The sequence below is a fragment of the Caulobacter sp. X genome (assembly GCF_002742635.1).
In the GTDB taxonomy this organism is placed as follows: domain Bacteria; phylum Pseudomonadota; class Alphaproteobacteria; order Caulobacterales; family Caulobacteraceae; genus Caulobacter.
In genome coordinates, this window is the sequence record NZ_PEGF01000001.1 from 548,720 (window position 1) to 567,166 (window position 18,447).

Here is an 18,447-nt window from a genome sequence, read left to right on the forward strand (position 1 = left end):
TGCCCGCTCAGAGAAGGCGCTTTGCCGCCGACGGGCCCGAAAGTGGAACCGATGAAGAAGATCGAAGCCATCATCAAGCCGTTCAAGCTGGATGAGGTGAAGGAGGCCCTGCAGGACATGGGCGTCCAGGGCATGACCGTGCTCGAAGCCAAGGGCTATGGCCGCCAGAAGGGCCATACCGAACTGTATCGCGGCGCCGAGTACGTTGTGGATTTCCTCCCCAAGATAAAGGTGGAGGTGGTTGTCGAGGACAGCCAGCTCGAGCCCGCGCTGGAAGCCATCACCCGCGCCGCCCGCACCGGCCGCATTGGCGACGGCAAGATTTTCGTCTCGGAGATCGCGGAAGTGATCCGCATCCGAACCGGAGAAAACGGTCCGGCCGCCGTCTAGGCCAGACCGTCAACACTTACGAGAGTTCTACAAAGGGGATACGGAATGACCACCGCCAAGGATATCCTGAACCTGATCAAGGAAAAGGACGTCAAGTACGTCGACGTCCGCTTCACCGACGTGCGCGGCAAGATGCAACACGTCACGTTCGACATCGACCTGGTCGACGATGACTTCCTGAACGACGGCACCATGTTCGACGGCTCGTCGATCGCCGGCTGGAAGGCCATCAACGAGTCGGACATGAAGCTGCGTCCGGACCTGTCGAGCGCGATCATCGACCCCTTCTATCAGCAGACCACGCTGGCGCTGTTCTGCGACGTCGTGAACCCCGACACCGGCACCCCCTACAACCGTGACCCGCGCTCGATCGCCAAGGCCGCGCTGAACTACCTGAAGTCGGCCGGCGTGGGCGACACCGTCTATTTCGGCCCGGAAGCCGAGTTCTTCATCTTCGACGACGTGCGCTGGTCGACCGCCCCGCACAACACCGGCTACTCGTATGACTCGACCGAACTGCCGGTGAACTCGGGCAAGGAATATCCGGAAGGCAACATGGGTCATCGCCCGGGCCCGAAGGGCGGCTACTTCCCGGTCAACCCGGTCGACAGCTGCCAGGACCTGCGCGGCGAAATGCTGGCCGTCATGGGCGAGCTGGGCATGAAGCCGGAAAAGCACCACCACGAGGTGGCCCCGGCCCAGCACGAACTCGGCCTGAAGTTCGACACCATGGTCACCATGGCCGACCGGATGCAGCTCTATAAGTACGTCATCCACAACGTCGCCGCGGCTTACGGCAAGACGGCCACCTTCATGGCCAAGCCGATGTTCGCCGACAACGGCTCGGGCATGCACGTGCACCAGTCGATCTGGCAGGACGGCAAGCCGCTGTTCGCCGGCGACAAGTATGCTGGCCTGTCGCAGGAATGCCTGTGGTACATCGGCGGCATCATCAAGCACGCCAAGGCCATCAACGCGTTCTCGAACTCGACGACGAACTCGTACAAGCGCCTGGTGCCGGGCTACGAAGCCCCGGTGAAGCTGGCCTACAGCTCGCGCAACCGCTCGGCCTCGATCCGCATCCCGCACGTTGACTCGCCGAAGGCCAAGCGCCTGGAAGCCCGCTTCCCCGACCCGATGGGCAACCCCTATCTGACCTTCGTCGCCCTGCTGATGGCCGGCCTGGACGGCATCATCAACAAGATCGATCCGGGCGCTCCGGCCGACAAGAACCTCTACGACCTGCCGCCCCGCGAGCAGAAGAAGATCCCGGAAGTCTGCGGCTCGCTGCGCGAAGCCCTGGAGAACCTGGACAAGGACCGCGCCTTCCTGAAGGCCGGCGGCGTCATGGATGATGATTTCATCGACAGCTACATCGAGCTGAAGATGGAAGAGGTGATGCGTCTGCAACTGCACCCGCACCCCGTCGAATTCGACATGTACTACAAGTGCTAATCGCCTAGGCGTTTAGACCGCTGACGAGGGCCGGAGAGAGATCTCCGGCCCTTTTTCGTTTCGCGCCGCAAGAAGACGCGGCCAAAAAATGAGAATGATTTATTACTTACAGGCAGCGCCTGAACAAAAATGTCGCAACTTCGCAACAGAACCGACGTAATCGGCCTGTTTCGATCTAAATCGCGTGGCGAGAGATATCCGCGGGGCCAAAACTTGGCCTATCGCAGCGCCATCGGAATCGCCGCCAACGCTCCAGTCAGAACGAGCGACCCGGCGCCCAAGATTCACAACAGGATCTCTCCATGCCCAAGCTCAACAGCTCCCTTCGTCACGCCCTGACGGTGTCGTGCGGCCTGACCGCCCTCGCCTCGGCGATGGCCATCGCGCCCGCGGCGTTCGCCCAAGACACCAAGGTCGGCGAGATCATCATCACCGCCCAGAAGCGCAGTGAAAACCTGCAGGACGTCCCGGTCTCGGTGGCCGCCCTCGGCGGCGAAAAGCTGCAATCGACCTTCGCCGCCGGCGAAGACATCCTGGCGCTCTCGGCCAAGGCTCCGGGCCTCTACGCCGAGTCCTCCAACGGCCGCGCCGCGCCGCGCTTCTACATCCGCGGCCTGGGCAACGCCGACTTCGACCTGGCCGCCTCGCAACCCGTCTCCATCATTCAGGATGAAGTCGTCCTCGAGAACGTCGTGCTGAAGAGCTCGCCGATCTACGACCTCGACCACGTCGAAGTCCTGCGCGGCCCGCAAGGCACGCTGTTCGGCCGCAACACGACCGCCGGCATCGTCAAGTTCGACACCATCAAGCCGACCGAAGAGATGAAGGGCCGCGCGACGGCCACCTACGGCAGCTACAACACCATCACCTTCGACGGCGGCGTCGGCGGCGCCCTGGTCGAGGGCAAGGTCGCGGCTCGCGCCTCCGTCCTGATCCAGCACCGCGATAACTGGATCGACAACACCTACACCAAGAAAAACGACGCTCTGGGCGGCTTCGACGAGAAGGCCGGCCGCCTGCAGGTGCTGTTCACGCCCAACGACAAGCTGTCGGCCCTGTTCAACGTCCACGCCCGCGACCTGGACGGCACCGCCGCCGTGTTCCGCGCCAACGTGCTGACCAAGGGCTCGAACAAGCTCAACAGCAACTATGACCGTGAAAAGGTCGCCTACGACAACACCGCCAACAACCCGCAGAAGTACAAGGGCTACGGCGCGTCGGCGAACATTCAGTACGACTTCGACGGCGCCAAGCTGACCTCGATCACCGCCTACGAGAACACCCACGGCTCCAGCCTGGGCGACATCGACGGCGGCAACCCGACCGGTCCGGGCGTGATCCCGTTCCAATCGAACACCCGTGACGGCATCAAGAACCTGTTCCAATGGACCCAGGAAGTTCGCCTGGCCAGCGATACCGACGGCCCGCTGTCCTGGCAGGTCGGCGGCTTCTACTTCGACACCAAGTACGACATCCGCACCGACCCATTCTACATGCCGGCGACCACCTTGCGCCAAAAGAACAAGGCCTGGGCGGTGTTCGGCCAAGCCTCCTACGCGGTCAACGACCAGCTGACCCTGACCGGCGGCCTGCGCTACACCGACGACGACAAGGACATGAACGTCGTGTCGAGCCCGACGGCGGCGCCGTCCGTTTCGGTTTCGGACTCGCAAGTCAGCTGGGATCTGTCAGCGTTCTACAAGCTGCAGGAGACGGTCAGCGTCTACGCCAAGGTCGCCTCGGGCTTCCGTGGTCCGTCGATCCAGGGACGCGACATCGCCTTTGGCTCGCCGGCCTCGACCGCCAAGTCCGAAACGATCATGTCCTATGAAGTGGGCTTGAAGAGCGAGCTGTTCGACCGTCGCATCCGCCTGAACGGCGCGGTCTTCACCTACACGATCGACGACCCGCAATTCAGCGCCGTCGGCGGCGGTTCGAACTCCAACCGCCTGATCAACGCCAAGAAGGGCGAAGCTTACGGCCTGGAACTGGACAGCGAGTTCGTGGTCACCCCGAACTTCGTCGTCACGGCTGGCTACAGCTACGCCCACACGAAGATCAAGGACAGCACGCTGGCCGTGGCCCCCTGCGCCGCCTGCACCGTGACCGACCCGCTGAACGCCGCCGGCCAGGCCCTCGTGAACGGCAACCCGTTCCCGAACGCGCCGAAGTACACCTTCGACTTCACGGCTCGCTACAGCTACCCGATCGCCTCAGGCGAGCTGTTCGCCTACACCGACTGGAAGGTTCAGGGCTACACCAACATCTTCCTGTACCAGTCGAAGGAGTTCTACACGAAGGGCGACTTCGAGGGCGGCCTGAAGCTGGGCTACGCCAACAAGCAAGACGGTTGGGAAGTGGCGGCCTTCGCCCGCAACATCACCAACGAGAGCAACATCAAGGGCGCGATCGACTTCAACAACCTGACCGCGTTCGTCAACGAGCCGCGCGTGATCGGCGTTTCGATCGACACCCACTTCTAAGGTCGAAAGACCCCGGAAACACGAAGGCCGCGGAGCGATCCGCGGCCTTTTTCTTGCCTTCAGCCCTTCAGCCCCTGCCCCGCCACCGGCTCGGTCTCGAAATGCTGCGGAAAGCCCGCGATGATCGGTCGGGCCCTGGCGATCGCCGCCTGCACGGCGGGCAGCTTCAGCGACGCGGCGTGAGCGTCCTTGTCGGTCCAGACCTCGGTGATCCAGAGCGCGTCGGCGTTCGCCGGATCCTTGGCGATCACATAGCTCAGGCAACCCGGCATTCCGGCGGTGCTTTCGCCAAGGATCGCCAGGAGCTCGTCTCGCTTACCGGGCGCGGCGAGCATCTGACCAATCAATCCGTACATGGGTTTCCTCTCCTGAGATTGCGCCGCTCCAGAAAGGGCCATGGCCGCCAAGCCGCCCGCCAGCGCCCCTCGCCTGTTCATTGCGATCCCCATCAGTCTCTTCCATTCGCCAGGTCGGTATGAACCGTGGCGCGCCGGATCATGTCAGCAGCCAGCATAGCGGGCGACAGGCGCGGCTCCCTACGGCAAGCGCAAGTTTTTCGCGGGCGAACGGCTTCATCGAACATTGTCCGACTTGATAAGCCGCGACTTTTCGTTTGTCCTTTCGCCCTCTTGGAGAGTCGGGGTTTTTCATGATCAGATGGCGTTACGCGGCGACCGCCGCGAGCCTCCTCGCGCTGGGGCTTTCGGCCTGCGCGACCACCGGGACGAACGCTCCCGCCAAACCCAGCCAAGCGGCCGCCAAGCCCGCTGAAAAGGCCGAGATCAAGCCGCTGCCCAAGGGCCTGGACGGTCAGGCCTCCAGCGGCTTCCCGTCGACCTACAAGCCGTTCCCGTCGCGCCCCACCGCCTTTGTCGGCGCGACCGTGCTGACCGCGACCGGTCAGCAGATCGAGAATGGCGTGGTGATCGCCTCGGGCGGCAAGATCGTGGCCGTCGGCGGCCCCGACACTCCGATCCCGGCCGATGTGGTCAAGGTTGACGCCACCGGCAAGTGGATCACGCCTGGCGTCATCGACGCCCATAGCCACCTTGGCGTCTATCCCTCGCCAGGCGTCTCGGCGCGCTCGGACGGCAACGAGGCCACCGACCCGAACACCGCCCAGGTCTGGGCCGAGCATTCGGTCTGGCCGCAGGATCCGGGCTTCAACCGCGCCCGCGCCGGCGGCGTCACGACCCTGCTGATCCTCCCGGGGTCGGCCAACCTGTTCGGCGGTCGCTCGGTGACGCTGAAGAACGTGCCGTCGCTGACGACGCAGGGCATGAAGTTCCCGGACGCGCCCTACGGCCTGAAGATGGCCTGCGGCGAGAACCCCAAGCGCGTCTATGGCGGCCGGGGTCGCTCGCCCTCGACGGCGATGGGCAACGTCTTCGGCTATCGCAAGGCCTGGATCGACGCGGCCGACTACGCCCGCAAATGGGACGACTTCCGCGCCAAGCAGCAGAAAGGCGAGAAGGCCGATCCGCCCAAGCGTGACCTGCAGCTTGAGACCCTGGCCGGCGTGCTGAAGGGCGAGATCCTGGTCCAGAACCACTGCTACCGGGCCGACGAAGAAGCCACGATGATCGATATCGCCAAGGAGTTTGGCTACAAGATCACGATGTTCCACCACGCGATCGAGAGCTACAAGATCGCGCCCCTGCTGGCCAAGGAAGGCATCTGCTCGGCCACCTGGGCGTCGTGGACCGGCTTCAAGATGGAAAGTCTGGACGGCATCGACGCCAACGCCGCGATCCTGTGGAAGAACGGCGCCTGCGTCGTGATCCACTCGGATGATCCGATCATGACCCAGCGCCTGAACCAGGAGGCCGCGGTCGCCATGGCCGCCGGCGCCAAGCTCGGCATCGACATCCCGCGCGCCGAGGCGATCAAGTGGATCACGGCCAACCCGGCCAAGGCCATGGGCATCGGCGACAAGACCGGCAGCCTGGAGCCCGGCAAGGCCGCTGACATCGTGGTCTGGAGCCGCGACCCGTTCAGCGTCTACGCCCAGGCGGAGAAGGTCTTCATCGACGGCGCGCTGATCTACGATCGCAAGGACGCGCGCTTCCAGCCCAAGTCCGATTTCGAGCTCGGCCAACCCGGCCAAGGAGCGTTCAACTGATGATCCGGTCTCTGCTTCTCGCCAGCGCCGCCTGCGCCCTGGCCCTCCCCGCGGCGGCCCAGACGGTCGCCATCGTCAACGCTCGCATCGAGCCGGTCTCCAGCGCCGCGATCCCGAACGGGACCTTGGTGATCAAGGACGGCAAGATCGCCGCGCTCGGCGCCAAGGTCACGGTTCCCGCCGGCGCCAAGGTGATCGACGCCAAGGGCGGCGTGGTCACCCCGGGCTTCATCGCCCCGTCCTCGAACCTCGGCGCCGCCGAGGTCAACGGCGTGCGCGAGACCCGCGACGACGGCACCGGCAGCGCCCTCTCGGCCGCCTTCGACATCAGCTACGGGATCAACCCGGCCTCGACCTTCATCGGCCTGGCCCGCGACGGCGGGATCACCAGCTCGGCGGTGACGCCGGTGCTGACCGGGACCGGCGGCGGCGCTCACGAGCACGCCGATGACGGCGTGGTCGAGGAGATGACCGCCGGCAAGACCGGCGACGGCGATCCGCCGCTGTTCGGCGGCCAGGCGGCCTTCATCCGCCTGAAGGCCGGCGCGCCCGACATCGTCGAGGCCTCCAAGCTGGCCGTCACCGTCTCGCTCGGCGAGAGCGGGGCCCGGGCGGCCGGCGGCTCGCGCGGCGCGGACCTTGTCCTGATCCGCTCGGCCCTCGAGGACGCCCGCGCCTTCGCCGCTCGCCGCGCCGCGTTCGAGCAAGGCGCCACCCGCGACTTCGGGCTCTCGCGCCTGGACCTCCAGGCCCTGATCCCCGTCGTGCAAGGCAAGACGCCGCTGTTGATCCGCGTCTCCCGCGCCGCCGACATCCGCCAGGCGCTGAAGCTGGCGGCCGAGGAGAAGATCAAGGTCATCCTCGAAGGCGTCGAGGAAGGCTGGATCGTCGCCCCCGAGATCGCCAAGGCCGGCGTGCCCGTCATCGTCGATCCGCAGGACGACCTGCCCGGCAGCTTCGAGACCCTGGGCTCGCGCCTCGACAACGCCGCCCGGCTGCACGCCGCCGGCGTGCCGGTGGCGATCAACGGCTCGCGAGACTTCAACAACCTGCGCCAGGAGCGCCTCAACGCCGGCCTCGCGGTCGCCAACGGCCTGCCCTACTCGGCCGCCCTGGCCGCCGTGACCCTGGTCCCGGCCAAGATGTGGGGCCAGGACGGCAAGATCGGCTCGCTGGAGGTCGGCAAGCTGGCCGATGTCGTGGTCTGGAACGGCGACCCGCTGGAGACCACCAGCTGGCCGACCACGGTCCTGGTCGGCGGCGTCGAGCAGCCCAAGGACAGCCGCCACGAGCAGCTTAAGGCCCGCTACGTCGCCGGCGACCAGAGCGGCTATCCGCCGGCTTACCGGTAGGCGGGATAGCGCCCCCTCCGGCCCTCCGGGCCACCTCCCCCGTTCCACGGGGGAGGATGCTCTCTTCCTCCCTCGCGAAGCGGGGGAGGTGGCGCGAGGCGAAGCCTCGTGACGGAGGGGGCGTCCCCAACTTTCTCTTTTCAGGGGAAGCCGGGCCCGCCATACGAGGCCCCCGCGTTCGAATCGCCTAGACTTCCGCTGATGTCCTCCTCCGATAACACCCCCTCCCTGTTTGGCGACGACGACGCCCTCGCCCCGGTTCCGGCCGCGCCGCTGCTGAGCGGCGTCGAGCCGCGCGTCGAGCCGACACCGCGTCCGATCCCGCCGCCGCCCCCGTCGTCGAAGCCCGCCCCCGCCGCCAAGGCCCCCTCGTCTTCTGGGGCGCCCGGCGAGTACTCGGCCGCCGACATCGAGGTGCTGGAGGGCCTGGAGCCGGTCCGCAAGCGGCCGGGCATGTACATCGGCGGCACCGACGAGCGGGCCCTGCACCACCTGTTCGCCGAAGTCCTCGACAACTCGATGGACGAGGCCGTGGCCGGCTTCGCCAAGACCATCGAGGTCAAGCTCGACGCCGACGGCTTCCTGTCGGTCAAGGACGACGGCCGCGGCATGCCCGTGGACCCGCACCCCAAGTACCCCGGCAAGTCGGCGCTGGAGGTCATCATGACTGTCCTGCACGCCGGCGGTAAGTTCACGGGCAAGGCCTACGAGACGTCCGGCGGCCTGCACGGCGTCGGCGCCAGCGTCGTCAACGCCCTGTCCGAGCGCGTCGAGGTCACCGTCTGGCGCGACGGCTTCGAGCACCTCCAGGTCTTCGCCCGCGGCAAGCCGCTGGGGCCAATCCAGCAGGTCGGTCCGTCGAAGAAGAAGGGCACCATGGTGCGCTTCAAGCCCGACGACGAGATCTTCGGCGACGGCACGAACTTCAAGCCCGCGCGCCTCTACCGCATGGCGCGGTCGAAGGCCTATCTGTTCCGCGGCGTGCAGATCAAATGGTCCTGCGACCCGTCCCGCATCCACGACCAGACCCCGCCCGAGGCCACGTTCCACTTCCCCAACGGCCTGGCCGACTTCCTGGCCGAGCGGACCAAGGGCCTGACCACGATCACGCCCGAGAGCTTCTCGGGCCGCATCGAGCGCCAGGGCGAGGCCGGCGCGGTCGAGTGGGCCGTCACCTGGACGCCCCAGGGCTTTGGCGAGCACGACGGCTTCATGCAGTCGTACTGCAACACCGTCCCCACGCCCGAGGGCGGCACCCACGAGAGCGGCTTCCGCGCCGCCCTGACCCGCGGCCTCAAGGCCTATGCCGAGCTCAAGGGCGAGAAGCGCGGCGCGATCATCACCGCCGACGACGTCGTCGCCCAGGCCGGGGCGCTGATCTCGGTGTTCATCAAGAACCCCGAGTTCCAGGGCCAGACCAAGGAGAAGCTCTCCACCAGCGAGGCCCAGCGCTTCGTCGAGCAGGCCCTGCGCGACCCGTTCGACCTGTGGCTGTCCTCCAGCCCGAAGAACGCCCAGGCCCTGCTGGAATTCGTCATCGAGCGGGCCGAAGAACGCCTGAAGCGCCGCAAGGACAAGGAAGTCTCCCGCGCCAGCGCGACCCGCAAGCTGCGCCTGCCCGGCAAGCTGGCCGACTGCGCCGGCGGGGCGGTCGACGGCGCCGAGCTCTTCATCGTCGAAGGCGACTCGGCCGGCGGTTCCGCCAAGCAGGCCCGCGACCGCAAGTACCAGGCGATCCTGCCCCTGCGCGGCAAGATCCTGAACGTCGCGTCAGCCTCGGGCGAGAAGTTCACCGCCAACAAGGAGCTGTCGGACCTGATGCTGGCCCTGGGGGCCCAGGGCGGTTCCAAGTACCGTGAAGAGGATCTGCGCTACGAGCGGATCATCATCATGACCGACGCCGACGTCGACGGCGCCCACATCGCCTCCCTCTTGATCACCTTCTTCTACCGGACCATGCCGGACGTGATCCGCCAGGGTCACCTGTTCCTGGCCCTGCCGCCGCTGTACCGCATCAGCCACGGCGGCAAGTCCGAGTACGCCCGCGACGACGCCCACAAGGACGAGCTGCTGGCCACGGTCTTCAAGGGCAAGAAGCCCGAGATCGGCCGCTTCAAGGGCCTGGGCGAGATGATGGCCTCCCAGCTGAAGGAGACCACCATGGACCCGGCCAAACGCACCCTGGCCCGCGTCACCCTGCCCCGCCACGAGGAGAGCGTGGAAGAGCTGGTCGAGACCCTGATGGGGCGGAAACCGGAACTGCGCTTCCGCTTCATCCAGGAAAACGCCGAGTTCGCGGCGGCGGACCTGGATCTCTGACGCAGTTCCTCCCCCGCGTCGCGGGGGAGGTGGCCCAAAGGGCCGGAGGGGGCCATCGCGGCGCCCGTCCAGCTTGCCCCCTCCGTCGCTCCGCGACACCTCCCCCGCGTCGCGGGGGAGGATCTTGGTCTACGCTCCACCCACGCCCTCGCCGCTTCACGCGGCCGGCCGCTGAAGGTCTGGAAAGGGACGCGGAGCGCCGGACATCCGTCCGGAAGAAGTTGATAAATACCGTTTCGACGAAGCCCGACGCTCCGCGCGACCGTTATTCGCCAGCGTCCCGTCAGGTGGCCCTGTTCAGGCCTTACCGGGACCTGGGCGGCTCGGTTTCCCAAGCGCCCAGCGGTCGAAGAGGACGGGCTTCCAGCCAGACACGCCCTTTTGCCTTCAACCACGCCGACGGCGGGCGGGTGAGCCCAGCAAGCCCAGCCCCGGACCGTCCGAGTATCCCCCTCGAACCTGTCCCCGCTCGATCGCCCCCCGCCGCCGCAAATGGTCGCTGGCCACGCGCCCTTTCCTCGCGACGAGGTGGCTCAAGGATAAGGGCGGTTTCAACGCGGATGATGCAGCGGGGTGTAAAAGTGGGAAGTGATTGAAATCGTTCGGTTCGATTCCGGATACGCGGATAACAGAGCCCCGCGAACGCTCGTAAAGTTCCTCCCCCGTGATACGGGGGAGGTGTCGCGGAGCGACGGAGGGGGCGAGCTGGACGGGGGCCGAGCTGGCCCCCTCCGGCCCTCTGGGCCACCTCCCCCGCAACGCGGGGGAGGAACTTTAGGACACCGCCCCCTGCTCGGCCCGCATCCGGTAGGCCATCACCGCCGTATGCCCCAGGCGCTCCACCAGCCGCCAATTGACGATCGCCCCCAGCGGCGCGCCGACCACCGGCAGGAACTGGGCCAGTTTCGCGAGATCAATGTGGTCGCGGTACTGTTGCTGGAAGGCCCGCCAGTCGAAGTCGTCGAGGTGGGCCGGATGGGCCTTGGCGTCCCAGTCCTGCATCGCCGCCATCACGGCCGCCCGGTGCTCGGCGTCCGAAAACGCCAGCTCGAAGATGTGCAGGATGAAGAGGCGCTCGCTCAGCGCCCGTCCGTCGTGGCCGAAGACGGCGGCGATCTCGAACAGCAGCTTGATCTTGAAGCTCATCAGCAGCGGGAAGTCGGCCGCCGCCGCCAGGAAGCCCCCGGCCCCGGTCACCCCGCCCTCGACGGCGGCCGTCTTCTTCCAGCCGTCGATCGCCTTGGCCGCCAGGGCCCGCCGTTCGTCCAGCGACAGGCCAAGCCGAGGCGCCCCGGTCAGAAAGTCCGACCCGGTCAGCATGCCGCGCGTCATGCCCTCGATGGCCGTGGTGATCGCGGCGTGGACCTTCTCGGGGATCATCCGGTTGATCCGCCGCTGCGTGGCCCGCGCCAGGCCGTTCAGCGGCCCCGGCGGGCGGAGGATCTCGTCGCGCCAGGCCAGGATGTCGGGGGAAAGGGGCATGGCTATGAAGTAGCCCTTCTCCCCTTGCGGGAGAAGGTTTCTGTCCCGGCCCCAAACCAACAAACTCCGTCATTCCCGCCCCACGGGACCGGCTTTGCCGGCCCGAGGGCAAGCCATGTGGCGGGAATGACGGAAGGGGAAGAAGCGCTACGCAGACTCCCGCGCTGGCCGTCGCGTCGCCGGCCGCTACTCTGGCCGCATGACCAACGCCCAGCGCCTGACCCTGGTGCGCGCCGCGCACACGGTGATCTATGTGGTGATGGCCGGCGCGTCGCTGGTCGTGCTGGCGGCCGGGATCACCGGCGCGACCGGGCCCTGGCTGTGGATCGCCGCCGGCCTGGTCGCGGCCGAGAGCGTCGTGTTCGCCGCCTGCGGCTTCAAGTGCCCGATGACCGCGATGGCCGTGAAGTACGGCGCCACCAAGGACGGCGCCTGGGACACCTTCTTCCCCGAAGCCTGCACCCGCCACACCTTCCGGGTGTTCGGGCCGATCATCCTGGTGGGGTTCGCGCTGCTGGCGGCGCGGTGGGCGGCGGGATGAGGCCTGGCTCCCCGCCCAAACCCAACAGACCCCGTCATTCCCGCCCTTGTGGCGGGAACCCCTGGTTCAGCCGGCACGTGAGACGCCAGCCGACCGCCAGCGGTCCGCCCCACCCGCCCTTGCGGCGGATAGAGGGGTTCCCGCCACAAGGGCGGGAATGACGGAGGTTATTGGAGGTCTAGTGGAGTCCCTTCTCGCCCGCGAGAAGGAGCCCTCCTTACATCTCACGGCGAGACGATCGCAGGGCTGTCCAAGTCACTCAAGAGACCCGGGCGGCCGCCGCGCGGCGACGCGGAGCGTCGTCCTTGACTGACTTGGTCAGTCCTGCACGCTGCAGCCTCCAAGAGATTTAAGGACGGGACCGCGCGGGGGCTATCCTTGGGATTTCGCAGAGAACGGCTCAGAGGCCGAGCCTATAAGAGCCTCAACTGCATGAGCATGCCAAATAAATATTATTGATCAAGAACCCACCGTGCGAGTTCCTTCTGCAGGTTCGCGCGCAAATCTTCCTCTTCGCTCTCGAAGAACACGAGCCGCCGCGACCGAAGATCAAACGGAACGACCCTATTGCGCCCCTTCGAAACGACAATGGTCGCTTTCCCGAGTGCTTGAGCTATACCAAGTTCATAAAAAACATTGGGATTTCGACCGCTAATATTAGCGATAACCAAGCGTGCACGTAATATTTGACGAACAATGTGAGGAAGAATAGCGCCCTCAATAAACTCTCGATCCCCACGACTTGCATCAAGCCCAAGATCATGAGCCGCTCGAACGGCCTCTTCATAAAAGGCACTCTCGCGAGGCGAGAAAGGCGTTAAGATAAATACAAACTTTGGATCAACCTCGATCTCATCAACTTCAATTCCGATAGAATCCAGGAAAGCTTTAGACTGAATAACGCCACCAGAATACGAGTTAGCGAAATTAGCCGGCTGGCTTCTTTGTGCATCCAGAACGAGATGATTCATTTCGCTCCAGCGCTGCTGGGTCGAAGTCAATCGCTGAGTCAAATCGGAGATGCGGTCCTCATACGATGCTCGCAACAAAGACAGCTCCGCTACCTTGCGCTCCTCGTCGTACCTCGAACTGTTAACACGATCACGTCGACTGTTAAGTATAGCCACCAGAACAGCCATCATCGCCGCCGCGCTAGACAAGGCCGATGCAATAGTAATAAACATTTCCGGGGATATCATTTTACTCATGACACCACCCCACGAATATTAAGAGTCCCAACAAGGACAAAAATTGCTAAAACGTAGCCCAAAAATCCCAAAATTCCCATAAATACATACTGAGCGTCATCAAATTTCTTTTCGGCAGCGCGGCTCAAAATGTGCTGAATAACAATACCGACCACGCACGCAACAAAAATACTTAACGCAACCTTAGCGCTAAGTGCATTCTTACTGACTTCTTGAACACGCGTCATGGAAATGGCAGCGAACGAGAGCCCCAGAAACGAGAGATCAACAGGAAATGTTAGCAGGGACTTCCAAAACACGACCCATTCGAATGGGCGGCCAACCGCGTTCCTGAAGCTAAGCTTCATAACGGCCACCATGAATGGAAGGAAATATTCGATCACGTTACGATTCGGGCGCGCATCTCTAGTGTACCTTAGGGCTGTAAAGTGGCCGCACTCAAGCTGCTATTTACTGCGGGTGGGTCTGCGCTCGAATAAGCCCCCATCCACACCTCCCGCCGCCTAATCCCCAACCTCCGCCGCCCCGCCACCTCCCCCGCCCCGCCAAACCGCCCTATATCCTGGTCCTGACGTTCACCACGCTGGGACCTCAAGGTTGTCCACCCAGTTCCGACTGCCGCTGACCGCCGCGCCGACCTATGCTCGCGAAGACTTCGCCGTCTCGCCGAGCAACGCCGACGCCGTGGCGCGGGTCGAGGCTTGGCCGGCCTGGCCGGAGGGGCGGCTGGCGCTGGTCGGGCCGGCGGGCGCAGGCAAGACGCACCTGGCGCGGGCCTGGGCGGCGGCGCATGACGCCGTGGTCGTCGAGGCGACCGGCGATGACGCGCCCGACCTGCCCGCCCTGCGCGGCAAGGCGGTGCTGGTCGAGGACGCCGACCGGCGGGCTGAAGGCTCCGCCCTGTCGGACGAGGCGCTGTTCCACATCCTCAACATGGCCGGGGTCGACGGCGGGACCGTGCTGCTGACCGGGCGAACGCCGCCGGTGGGGTGGGCCGCGGCGGTGCCGGACCTGCGCTCGCGGCTCAACGCCCTGTCCGTCGCCACGATCGACGAGCCCGACGACGTGGTGCTGGAGGCGGTGCTGCGGCGGGCCTTCGAACAACGCCTCCTGAAGCCCGATCCGGACCTCTATCCCTACCTTTTGCTACGCCTGCCCCGCTCGGCCGCCGAGGCCCTGGCGGCGGCGGACCTGCTGGACGAGGCCGCGGCCCAGATGCGGCGGGAGCTGAACAAGGCCCTGGCGCGCGAAGTGCTGGGGGATTTCGAGGGGGATGAGGGGGCGGATTAAATCCCTCTCTCGAAGAGAGAGGGTTCAATTTCCCCCTGTCTTCTTCCCGTCACTTGCGTCGTTCACCATGGCGGAACAAAGTCTGCCTATAGTGATCTCATGACCGACGCCTCGACGATGACCCTCGCCGCCGCCAATGCTCCGCAGACGGACGAAGCCCTCGGGCTGACGCTGGACGGCGAGCTGATGGCCTCGCCCGAACGGTTCTTCAATCGCGAGCTGTCGTGGCTGGCCTTCAACCAGCGGGTCCTGGAGGAGAGCGGCAATCCGCGCCACCCGTTGCTGGAGCGGCTGCGCTTCCTGTCGATCTCGGCCAACAACCTCGACGAATTCTACATGGTCCGCGTGGCCGGCCTGAAGGGCCAGGTGCGCGAGGGCGTGCGGGTGATCAGCCAGGACGGGCTGACGCCGGGCGAGCAACTGACCCGCATCAACGCCTCGGCCGCCGAGCTGATGGCCGAGCAGCAGAAGATCTGGCGCCAGGTCCGCACCGAGCTGTGGGACGAGGGGCTCAAGCTCCTCGACGCCAAGGACATCGAGGGCGAGGACAGGGCTCGCGCCGAAGAGATCTTCACCAACCAGATCTTCCCGGTGCTGACGCCGCTGGCGATCGACCCGGCCCACCCGTTCCCGTTCATCCCGAACCTGGGCTTCTGCCTGGCCTTGAAGCTGCGTCGCATCGCCGACGACAAGCATCTCTACGCCCTGGCGCCGATCCCCCAGCAGGTGCGGCGGTTCTGGGAGCTGAGCTCGGTGGTCTCGCGCGGCAAGAAGCGCCAGCGCAAGATCATGGCGCTGGAAAGCTTCATCATCCTGTTCCTCGACCATCTGTTCCCCGGCTACGAGGTCGAGGGCCGAGGTCTGTTCCGCCTGATCCGAGACAGCGATCTGGAGATCGAGGAAGAGGCCGAGGATCTGGTGCGCGAGTTCGAGGCGCGGCTGAAGAAGCGCCGCCTGGGCCGCGTGGTGCGCGTCAAGATGCAGACCACCATGCCGCCGGACCTGCGCGACTTCATCATCGAGGGCCTGCGCGCCGAGCCCGAGGACGTGATCCTGGTCGACGGCAAGCTGGGCTTGGCCCAGATGAGCGAGCTGATCCCGCCGGACCGGCCGGACCTGAAGTTCCCGCCCTTCAACGCCCGCTTCCCCGAGCGCATCCGCGACCACGGCGGCGACTGCTTCGCGGCGATCCGCGAGAAGGACATTCTCGTTCACCACCCGTTCGAGAGCTTCGACGTGGTGGTGCAGTTCCTGCGCCAGGCCGCGCGCGATCCGAACGTACTGGCGATCAAGCAGACGCTCTACCGCACCTCCAAGGACAGCCCGATCGTGGCGGCCCTGATCGAGGCGGCCGATAACGGCAAGAACGTCACGGCCCTCGTGGAGATCAAGGCCCGCTTCGACGAGGAGAATAACCTCAAGTGGGCGCGCGACCTGGAGCGGGCGGGCGTGCACGTGGTGTTCGGCTTCGTCGACTGGAAGACCCACGCCAAGCTGTCGGTGGTGGTGCGCCGCGAGGCCGACGGGGCCCTGCGCACCTACTGCCACTTCGGCACGGGCAACTACCACCCGCAGACGGCGCGGGTGTACACCGACCTCTCCTTGTTCACCTGCGACCCGGCCCTGGGGCGCGACGGGGGCAAGCTGTTCAACTTCATCACCGGCTACGCCCAGCCTGGGCGGCTGGAGAAGCTGTCGTTCTCGCCGATGACGCTGAAGCCGGACCTCCTGCGGATGATCGAGGCCGAGGCCGACGCGGCGCGGGCGGGCAAGCCGGCGGGCATCTGGGCCAAGATGAACGCGGTCGTCGACCCGCAGATCATCGACGCGCTCTACGCCGCCAGCCAGGCGGGCGTGCAGATCGATCTCGTGGTGCGCGGCATCTGCTGCCTGCGGCCGGGCATCAAGGGCCTGTCGGAGAACATCCGGGTCAAGAGCATCGTCGGCCGCTTCCTGGAGCACGCCCGGATCGTGGCCTTCGCCAATGGCGGCGCCATGCCCAGCGCCCAGACGCGGGTCTTCATCAGCTCGGCCGACTGGATGCCGCGCAACCTGGACCGACGGGTCGAGAGCCTGGTGCCGGTCGAGAACCCGACCGTCCACCAGCAGGTGCTGGACCAGATCATGGTCGCCAACCTCAATGACGAGGCCCAGAGCTGGAAGCTGGACAGCGAGGGCGACTACGCCCGCGATCCGGCCTGGAGCAGCAAGGGCGCCTTCTCGGCCCACGACTACTTCATGACCAATCCCAGCCTGTCGGGCCGCGGTCACGGCGCCCGCGACCTGCCCCGCGCGTTCGACCACGTGGGACCCAAGCGGAAGGGGTGAGGCGCGCAGCGCTCGCCCTGCTGGGCCTGCTGTCGCTGAGCGCCTGCGGGCCCTCGGGCGAGCGGCGGGCCGAGATTTGCGCCGTCCAGGCCTTGCCCGCCCGCCCCCGGCTTCGACCGCTTCGGCCTGCCGCCGCCCGGCCTTGAGCGCAAGGCCCAGGCCGAGGGCGCGGTCTATGGCCCTGGCGTCATCGGGGCGGATCACGTCCGCTGGTGGGGCCGCTGCGGCCCCAGCGCCGCGACCACCGACATGCTGCTGCTGGGACCGGGCCCGTGGGCGCTGACCAAGGGCGGTCCCCGCGCCCACGGCCGCCAGGTCGGCTACGGCACCTGCTACCACAGGCGCGAGGACGACGGCTGGCGCACCGTGGCCTGCCGGATCAACCGCTAAACCGCCATCGCCGCCGCCTGCCGGAAGGTCGGCGAGTCGAGGTTCGCCGCCACGGCCCGCAGCCGCGCCAAGCCGTAGGCCAGCCGCCCTTCCGGCGTCGCCAGCAGCGGCTCCCCCAGCGCCAGCCCCTGGTGGATGGAGTCGAGCGAGGGACCATCCAGCGTCCGCGCCCTCGCCTGCCCGGCCACGCCGACGACGAAGACGGCGGCGTGGAAGACGTGGCTGACCTGCCGGAACAGCCACAGTCGCGCCCGCTCGGCCGCCGTCGCCTCGCGCCCGAAATAGGTGCGCAGCAGCAGGGCCTCGGCCTCGGGATCGACGGCGAAGGTGTTGGCGATGGCCGCCAGGTCGACATAGCGGTCGGCTCGGAACGCCGCCTCCCAGTCGATCAGCCAAAGGCGGCGACCATCGTAAAGGATGTTGCCCGGATTGAGATCGTTGTGGCTGGACACCGGATCGGGCGCGAGCCGCCGGCATGCCGCAAAGAGGCGCGCCCAGTTGTCGAAGCTCCCGATCGGGACGGCGCCGCAGCGTCCGGCCTCCTCGACGATCGCCGCCAGCCCCTCCAGATAGTCCACATGCGGCGGAAAGCCGTCGATCCCATGCAGCGCCCGCACGGTCTGGGCCAGCTCGACCACGAGGCTCGCCCGCGTCGCGACGTAGTTCAGGGCCAGCGACCGGTGCTCGACATAGTCGGTGATCGCCACGCCATCGACCGGCTCGGCGTAGCGCACGCGCGGCGCCAGGCAGGCCTCGGCCGCCAGGCGCAGGCAGGCATAGCCGCGATGCGCGTCGCGCAAGCCGTCGCGTCCCGTCTCCACCCGCAACAGATAGGCGACGCCGCCCACGCGGACTCGCCAGACCTCCGCCCCTGACAGACCGCCGGACAGCGGCGTCCACCCGTCCAGCGCCTGCGTGCCGAACGCGGAAAGCAGGGCCTTGGCGACGGCGGGACGTTGAGCGGGCGAGACGGACATGGACGCGACCTCCTGATAGGGATCGCCTTATTCACCCGGGTAAAATAGGAGTCAATATAATCCGGGTAAAATTATCAGGCATTACCCGGCAAGCCCTTCAAGGGAATGGG

Annotated in this window: 14 protein-coding genes and 3 pseudogenes; 10 read left to right on the forward strand and 7 right to left on the reverse strand. The window is 66.3% G+C overall.

Annotation, left to right across the window (positions count from 1 at the left end):
* Positions 1–51 precede the first annotated feature (51 nt).
* The 3 genes from CSW60_RS02420 to CSW60_RS02430 all read left to right on the forward strand — a co-directional run bounded on the left by CSW60_RS02420 (position 52) and on the right by CSW60_RS02430 (position 4,328).
* Entirely contained in the window at positions 52–390 is a 339-nt protein-coding gene (locus CSW60_RS02420) for a P-II family nitrogen regulator (RefSeq protein WP_099535744.1), read from the forward strand.
* Between the two features lie 45 nt (positions 391–435).
* Entirely contained in the window at positions 436–1,845 is a 1,410-nt protein-coding gene (gene glnA / locus CSW60_RS02425) for a type I glutamate--ammonia ligase (RefSeq protein WP_099535745.1), read from the forward strand.
* Between the two features lie 302 nt (positions 1,846–2,147).
* Positions 2,148–4,328, forward strand: coding sequence for a TonB-dependent receptor (locus CSW60_RS02430; RefSeq protein WP_099535746.1), 2,181 nt, complete (start codon positions 2,148–2,150; stop codon positions 4,326–4,328).
* 59 nt (positions 4,329–4,387) lie between these two features.
* On the opposite strand, the gene CSW60_RS02435 is transcribed toward CSW60_RS02430, so the two are convergent.
* A complete protein-coding gene (locus tag CSW60_RS02435; RefSeq protein ID WP_099535747.1) occupies positions 4,388–4,777 on the reverse strand; it encodes a putative quinol monooxygenase in 390 nt (129 codons plus the stop codon).
* Positions 4,778–4,977: 200 nt separating this feature from the next.
* On the opposite strand from CSW60_RS02435, the gene CSW60_RS02440 reads away from it, so the two are divergent.
* The 3 genes from CSW60_RS02440 to parE all read left to right on the forward strand — a co-directional run bounded on the left by CSW60_RS02440 (position 4,978) and on the right by parE (position 10,121).
* Complete coding sequence (locus CSW60_RS02440) at positions 4,978–6,450, forward strand: amidohydrolase (protein WP_099535748.1); 1,473 nt, start codon at positions 4,978–4,980, stop codon at positions 6,448–6,450.
* The gene (locus CSW60_RS02445) at positions 6,450–7,802 is read left to right on the forward strand and encodes an amidohydrolase family protein (protein WP_099535749.1); all 1,353 of its coding nucleotides are present in this window, start codon (positions 6,450–6,452) and stop codon (positions 7,800–7,802) included. Before CSW60_RS02440 ends, CSW60_RS02445 begins: the two co-directional genes overlap by 1 nt.
* A gap of 201 nt (positions 7,803–8,003) precedes the next feature.
* Positions 8,004–10,121 (forward strand): DNA topoisomerase IV subunit B, encoded by a 2,118-nt coding sequence (parE, locus tag CSW60_RS02450; protein WP_099535750.1) that lies wholly within the window; start codon positions 8,004–8,006, stop codon positions 10,119–10,121.
* Between the two features lie 275 nt (positions 10,122–10,396).
* Here the strand turns inward: parE and CSW60_RS23790 are convergent.
* Positions 10,397–10,477: pseudogene (locus CSW60_RS23790) on the reverse strand (hypothetical protein); the annotation flags it as partial.
* A 418-nt stretch (positions 10,478–10,895) separates the two neighbouring features.
* Positions 10,896–11,603: an EcsC family protein gene (locus CSW60_RS02470; protein ID WP_099535751.1), complete on the reverse strand. Its 708-nt coding sequence runs from the start codon at positions 11,601–11,603 to the stop codon at positions 10,896–10,898.
* Between the two features lie 199 nt (positions 11,604–11,802).
* On the opposite strand from CSW60_RS02470, the gene CSW60_RS02475 reads away from it, so the two are divergent.
* Positions 11,803–12,144: a hypothetical protein gene (locus CSW60_RS02475; RefSeq protein ID WP_099535752.1), complete on the forward strand. Its 342-nt coding sequence runs from the start codon at positions 11,803–11,805 to the stop codon at positions 12,142–12,144.
* Positions 12,145–12,178: 34 nt separating this feature from the next.
* Here CSW60_RS02475 and CSW60_RS23800 read toward each other — a convergent pair.
* The 3 genes and pseudogenes from CSW60_RS23800 to CSW60_RS22960 all read right to left on the reverse strand — a co-directional run.
* Positions 12,179–12,307: pseudogene (locus CSW60_RS23800) on the reverse strand (hypothetical protein); the annotation flags it as partial.
* A 289-nt stretch (positions 12,308–12,596) separates the two neighbouring features.
* Positions 12,597–13,352, reverse strand: coding sequence for a hypothetical protein (locus CSW60_RS22955; RefSeq protein WP_143324108.1), 756 nt, complete (start codon positions 13,350–13,352; stop codon positions 12,597–12,599).
* A complete protein-coding gene (locus CSW60_RS22960; protein ID WP_143324109.1) occupies positions 13,349–13,735 on the reverse strand; it encodes a hypothetical protein in 387 nt (128 codons plus the stop codon). The genes CSW60_RS22955 and CSW60_RS22960 overlap by 4 nt, the downstream gene beginning before the upstream one ends.
* 214 nt (positions 13,736–13,949) lie before the next feature.
* Between CSW60_RS22960 and CSW60_RS02485 the strand changes: the two genes are divergently transcribed.
* From CSW60_RS02485 to CSW60_RS02495, 3 genes and pseudogenes are all read left to right on the forward strand, one after another.
* Positions 13,950–14,642 carry a chromosomal replication initiator DnaA gene (locus CSW60_RS02485; RefSeq protein ID WP_099535753.1) on the forward strand — a complete coding sequence of 231 codons (693 nt, stop codon included), beginning with the start codon at positions 13,950–13,952 and terminating at the stop codon, positions 14,640–14,642.
* A 117-nt stretch (positions 14,643–14,759) separates the two neighbouring features.
* Positions 14,760–16,970, forward strand: a complete 2,211-nt coding sequence (locus tag CSW60_RS02490) for an RNA degradosome polyphosphate kinase (RefSeq protein ID WP_369801020.1) — start codon at positions 14,760–14,762, stop codon at positions 16,968–16,970.
* Positions 16,967–17,360 (forward strand): annotated as a pseudogene (locus CSW60_RS02495) (hypothetical protein). The gene CSW60_RS02490 and the pseudogene CSW60_RS02495 overlap by 4 nt, the downstream one beginning before the upstream one ends.
* Here CSW60_RS02495 and CSW60_RS02500 read toward each other — a convergent pair.
* The gene (locus tag CSW60_RS02500) at positions 17,357–18,337 is read right to left on the reverse strand and encodes a choline kinase family protein (RefSeq protein ID WP_099535755.1); all 981 of its coding nucleotides are present in this window, start codon (positions 18,335–18,337) and stop codon (positions 17,357–17,359) included. The pseudogene CSW60_RS02495 and the gene CSW60_RS02500 overlap by 4 nt on opposite strands.
* Positions 18,338–18,447 lie beyond the last annotated feature (110 nt).

Excerpts from the sequence above, each read along its gene's own strand:
- CSW60_RS02420 (WP_099535744.1), top strand. The coding sequence starts at position 52 with ATGAAGAAGATCGAAGCCATCATCAAGCCGTTCAAGCTGGATGAGGTG.
- glnA (WP_099535745.1), top strand. The coding sequence starts at position 436 with ATGACCACCGCCAAGGATATCCTGAACCTGATCAAGGAAAAGGACGTC.
- CSW60_RS02430 (WP_099535746.1), top strand. The coding sequence starts at position 2,148 with ATGCCCAAGCTCAACAGCTCCCTTCGTCACGCCCTGACGGTGTCGTGC.
- CSW60_RS02435 (WP_099535747.1), bottom strand. The coding sequence starts at position 4,777 with ATGGGGATCGCAATGAACAGGCGAGGGGCGCTGGCGGGCGGCTTGGCG.
- CSW60_RS02440 (WP_099535748.1), top strand. The coding sequence starts at position 4,978 with ATGATCAGATGGCGTTACGCGGCGACCGCCGCGAGCCTCCTCGCGCTG.
- CSW60_RS02445 (WP_099535749.1), top strand. The coding sequence starts at position 6,450 with ATGATCCGGTCTCTGCTTCTCGCCAGCGCCGCCTGCGCCCTGGCCCTC.
- parE (WP_099535750.1), top strand. The coding sequence starts at position 8,004 with ATGTCCTCCTCCGATAACACCCCCTCCCTGTTTGGCGACGACGACGCC.
- CSW60_RS02470 (WP_099535751.1), bottom strand. The coding sequence starts at position 11,603 with ATGCCCCTTTCCCCCGACATCCTGGCCTGGCGCGACGAGATCCTCCGC.
- CSW60_RS02475 (WP_099535752.1), top strand. The coding sequence starts at position 11,803 with ATGACCAACGCCCAGCGCCTGACCCTGGTGCGCGCCGCGCACACGGTG.
- CSW60_RS22955 (WP_143324108.1), bottom strand. The coding sequence starts at position 13,352 with ATGAGTAAAATGATATCCCCGGAAATGTTTATTACTATTGCATCGGCC.
- CSW60_RS02490 (WP_369801020.1), top strand. The coding sequence starts at position 14,760 with ATGACCCTCGCCGCCGCCAATGCTCCGCAGACGGACGAAGCCCTCGGG.
- CSW60_RS02500 (WP_099535755.1), bottom strand. The coding sequence starts at position 18,337 with ATGTCCGTCTCGCCCGCTCAACGTCCCGCCGTCGCCAAGGCCCTGCTT.